At 52.2% G+C, this 3,845-nt stretch carries 7 protein-coding genes; 5 read left to right on the forward strand and 2 right to left on the reverse strand.

The genetic code is table 11. The annotated features are described in order from the left end of the window. A partial coding sequence (locus tag WC488_04885) for a hypothetical protein (GenBank protein ID MFA5077733.1) occupies positions 1 to 742 on the reverse strand: 742 nt, incomplete at its 3' end. A 76-nt stretch (positions 743 to 818) separates the two neighbouring features. On the opposite strand from WC488_04885, the gene WC488_04890 reads away from it, so the two are divergent. The 5 genes from WC488_04890 (at position 819) to kae1 (ending at position 3,547) form a co-directional block, all read left to right on the forward strand. After that, on the forward strand, positions 819 to 1,214 hold the full coding sequence (locus WC488_04890; GenBank protein ID MFA5077734.1) for a translation initiation factor IF-5A: 396 nt from the start codon (positions 819 to 821) through the stop codon (positions 1,212 to 1,214). Between the two features lie 16 nt (positions 1,215 to 1,230). Beyond that, positions 1,231 to 1,560, forward strand: a complete 330-nt coding sequence (locus WC488_04895; GenBank protein ID MFA5077735.1) for a 30S ribosomal protein S24e — start codon at positions 1,231 to 1,233, stop codon at positions 1,558 to 1,560. 89 nt (positions 1,561 to 1,649) lie between these two features. Continuing rightward, a complete protein-coding gene (locus WC488_04900) occupies positions 1,650 to 1,823 on the forward strand; it encodes a ribosomal S27a family protein (GenBank protein MFA5077736.1) in 174 nt (57 codons plus the stop codon). 1 nt (position 1,824) lies between these two features. Continuing rightward, on the forward strand, positions 1,825 to 2,559 hold the full coding sequence (locus WC488_04905) for a type II CAAX endopeptidase family protein (protein MFA5077737.1): 735 nt from the start codon (positions 1,825 to 1,827) through the stop codon (positions 2,557 to 2,559). A gap of 19 nt (positions 2,560 to 2,578) precedes the next feature. Next, on the forward strand, positions 2,579 to 3,547 hold the full coding sequence (kae1, locus tag WC488_04910) for a KEOPS complex N(6)-L-threonylcarbamoyladenine synthase Kae1 (GenBank protein ID MFA5077738.1): 969 nt from the start codon (positions 2,579 to 2,581) through the stop codon (positions 3,545 to 3,547). Here kae1 and WC488_04915 read toward each other — a convergent pair. Continuing rightward, on the reverse strand, positions 3,548 to 3,845 hold a 298-nt coding region (locus WC488_04915; protein MFA5077739.1), incomplete at its 5' end, for a hypothetical protein.

Here is a 3,845-nt window from a genome sequence, read left to right on the forward strand (position 1 = left end):
TTTTGGACTCCAAGTCGTCCCTTATCTGCTCGCGCAGGTGCTGCTCTATCTTGGCGTATTCCGGCTGATTGAGCTGGAGGTTCCCCATGAGGTATTTTTTTCCGCGCTGGAAGAAAGAGAACCAGCATTTCTGGCAGCCGTCCAAACTGTGGGAATAGAATATGTCCGAGGAACCGGTTATGAGGAAACTCTCGAAAAAGCGGGAGCCGCCTTTGGGCCCGCCGGAATTTATGGTCCGTACCGCGAAGGAGAGGTTGCCCGTGTCATGGGTGCCGAAAAGGTGCTTGCAGTTCCTGGAAAAGGAGCTGTAGGCGACGTATTCCCCTTTGGAGATGAACGAGGAGTCGTAGACGAAGAAGCTGTCTGTCACGTTCGCCGATTTCTCCACGTCCCTGCTCTTCCCGAGCACCACATTGCCCGCGTAGACGAATCTTTCGCCCAGCGCCTGCACTATGCTGTCCATGTCCTTGATTTCGTTTATGTCCAGGGGCTCGAATTTCATCTTCCAGTCCAGCTCGTCGAAGCTCGCGAATTTGGATGAGGGAAGGTAGCTCAGCCCAGCAGCGTACACGTCCTTGCCTGAGACCGAGGAGGGAAATGCCCGCGGTCTGTGCATGTATTCCGAAAGGTAGGACTCGAAATCCCGTAGCCCGCCGACGTCTCCGCCGAAGAGGATTTTGGATGTTTTCCTGAATTCGTCGTCCAGTTTCTCAAAAGGAGCGCCCGACGTCACGACCGACATAAAGGGTTATAAATGCTATTTCTTAATAATTGTTACTGATAATTCTCTGAATGTTAATTCTCTACAGGTGGATTGCATGAGCGATAAGATGTTTTCTTCAGCGAAAGACCTGAAGGAAGGAAGGTACGTGCTTATAGACGACATACCGTGCAGGGTGGTGCAGATAGAAATATCCAAATCCGGAAAGCACGGGGGAGCGAAGATGCGCATAGTCGCAATAGGAGTGTTCGACGGGCAGAAGAAGACCCTGCTCACGCCCGGGGACCAGGATGTCGACGTCCCGATAATAGAGCGGAGAAACGTCCTGATAATGAGCATAAACGGCAAGACCGCGCAGGTGATGGACAACGACGATCCGTCGCTCAATTACGATATAGAGATCCCCGAGGATCTGATCGCGAACGCGGAAGCGGGCAAGGAGGCGGAAGTGCTCCAGGCCATGGGCAGGAGGAAAATTGAGAGGATAAAATGATTGCACGGTGGATTTGATGGACGCAAAAATAATCAGCAACAAGGAAAACGGCGTAATCGGAAGGAAGGAAATACTCATGGAGATGTCGTTCGAGAAAAGCACCCCGAACAGGAAGGAACTCAAGCAGTTCCTCTGCTCCAAGGTGGGGGCAAACCCAGACACTGCGGTCCTGCGGGAAGTGGAAACGAAATTCGGGGTAAAAAACCTCAAGGCCATGCTGCATGTTTACCAAAGCAAGGAAGCCGCGCTGGCTACCGAACCGAGGCACATCCTGGCAAGGGACGGGATGGCCGAGAAGAAAAAGAAGAGGGTGAAGAAGAAGGCCGCGCCTCCGGCCAAGAAGTAAATAATGGATGATGATAGCAAAGGGGGTATCCAGGAATAAGGGGGCGAGAACGTGCTCTCTTGTGAAGAGCCCCCTGTCTGGTGATACTGATGGCTGAAAAGAAAGAAGTGAAAAAACCTGCCGGCGGCGCGAAGAAGGTGAAGAAAGCACCTGCGGCGTACAAGCCGGGAAAGAACTGCCCCAAGTGCGGAGCCGGAGTCAGGCTTGCGGAGCACAAGGACAGGCGCTCCTGCGGCAGATGCGGCTACTTCGAAAGGAAATAGCATGGATAGGAAAGCTCTTCTCGTAGCCGCGCTCAGCTTTTTTGTTTCAATCCTTATTTTCTACCTTCCGCTAGGGCAAATGTATAAAATTGCCCTGGGGCTTGCATTTTCAGTTTTGGTGGGGCTTTATTTCAGCCCGGCAAAAATGCTTTTCGCGCTTTTCCTGCTCGGCTCGTTCGCATTTTTCCAGTCCGCATACCCTTACGTCGCGACGCTTGAGCTCCATCTGGGGCTGCTGCTTTCCGCGATTTACTTCCTGGAGAAGGATTTGAAGGTTATTTTTGTCGACAGAATAAAAAATCCCAAGGCGCTGTTCTGGACCGGGCTGGAGGGAATCGGGCTTTATGTAGTTATAATCGCGGCCATGCTGGCCTTCGGGCTGACGGTTATCGCGCTGGGATACAAGCCGGACACGATGAACGTGTACGAGAAGATAACCGGGCTCCCGGTTTACCTGGTTGTTTTCGCGGTGTTGTTCGCCCCTTTGAGCGAGGAGTTCTTCTTCAGGGGCCTTCTTTCCAGGAAATTCGGGCCATTGGCGTCATCCATAGTGTTCGCGGCCTCGCATTTCGGCTACGGGTCGCTTTACGAGGTAGCCGGGGCTTTCCTCATAGGGCTGGTTCTGGCGCTTTATTTCTCCGAAAGAAAAAACCTTGCCGGATGCATAATAGCGCATGGCCTTTTCAACCTTATGTCCATAACATTGATGCTGGCCATGAAGAAATGGGGGCTATGAATAGGATTGGTGTTGCGGGATGATAACGCTCGGAATAGAAAGCACGGCCCACACGCTCGGGATAGGGATAGTGCGGGACTGGGAGGTGCTTTCAAACGTTTACGATACGTACAAACCGGTTAAGGAAGGCATTGTACCCAGGAAAGCCGCAGACCACCACGCGGAGTTTTTTTCAAAGCTACTGGTTTCTAACCTCGAAAAAGCTGAAGTAAAGCTAAGCGATGTTGATTTGATTGCTTTTGCCCAAGGGCCGGGAATGGGCGCTCCGCTCAGGATGGGCGTGGTGATGGCCAAATACCTGGCGAAGAGGCTGGATACGCCCATAATAGGAGTGAATCACTGCTATGCTCACGCGAAGATAAGCGAGCGCCTCACAGGGCTGAAGAGCCCGCTTTACGTTTATTTGAGCGGAGGGAACACCCAGCTCCTGCTGGAGGAGAAAAAAGGCTTCCACGTGCTTGGCGAAACCCTGGACATAGGGCAGGGAAACCTTTTCGACAGCTTCGCGCGGAACATCGGAATGGAATACGCGCACGGAGCCGCGCTTGCGGAATTGGCCGAAGGAGGAAGATACGTGGAGCTTCCTTACAGCGTGAAAGGGATGAATTTGGTTTTCTCCGGATTGCTCACCCAGGCCAGCAAGCTTGCGAAAACCCATCCGAAAAAAGATGTTGCGTATTCGCTTATGGAAACCTCTTTCGCGATGGTGTGCGAGGCTGCCGAGCGGGCGCTTTTCCTCACCAAAAAGAAGAAACTTGTGGCGTGCGGAGGGGTTGTGCAGAACAAAAGGCTGCAGGAGATGCTCAAAATCATGTGCAGGGATGATGGTGTGGAATTCGGAGTTGCTCCGGATGAATTCAACAGGGACAACGGTGCGATGATTGCATATGCCGGGGAACTGATGTACGCAAAACAGCGAAACCGGAAACCAGTGGAGGAATGGGAAGCGATACAGAATTACAGGATAGACTTGGTTGGCAAGGTATGACTAGGCCAGCTCTTCTTTCTTCCTTCCAATCATTTTCGCGCTTTCCCAATTCATGGTGAATGTTTTTTCGTTCTCTTTGAACAGGCTGAGCGGAATGAACAGCCATTCCTCGCGATTGCGCCTCCAGGCGACATAAGTTGTTATTCCGGTGTTCTCCTCCCATTTCTTCAGCCCTAAAAATTGGGCCCTGTCGATGCCCAAATTAGAGGTTTCGTGGGCTTTTGATTCAACAGCGTACTGGTTCCCCCGCTTGAAAAGCAGAAGGTCCGGGGAAAGGGAGTTCACCCCGCTTCCTGCC

The sequence above is a fragment of the Candidatus Micrarchaeia archaeon genome (assembly GCA_041650355.1).
Taxonomy (GTDB): Archaea; Micrarchaeota; Micrarchaeia; order Anstonellales; family Bilamarchaeaceae; genus JAHJBR01.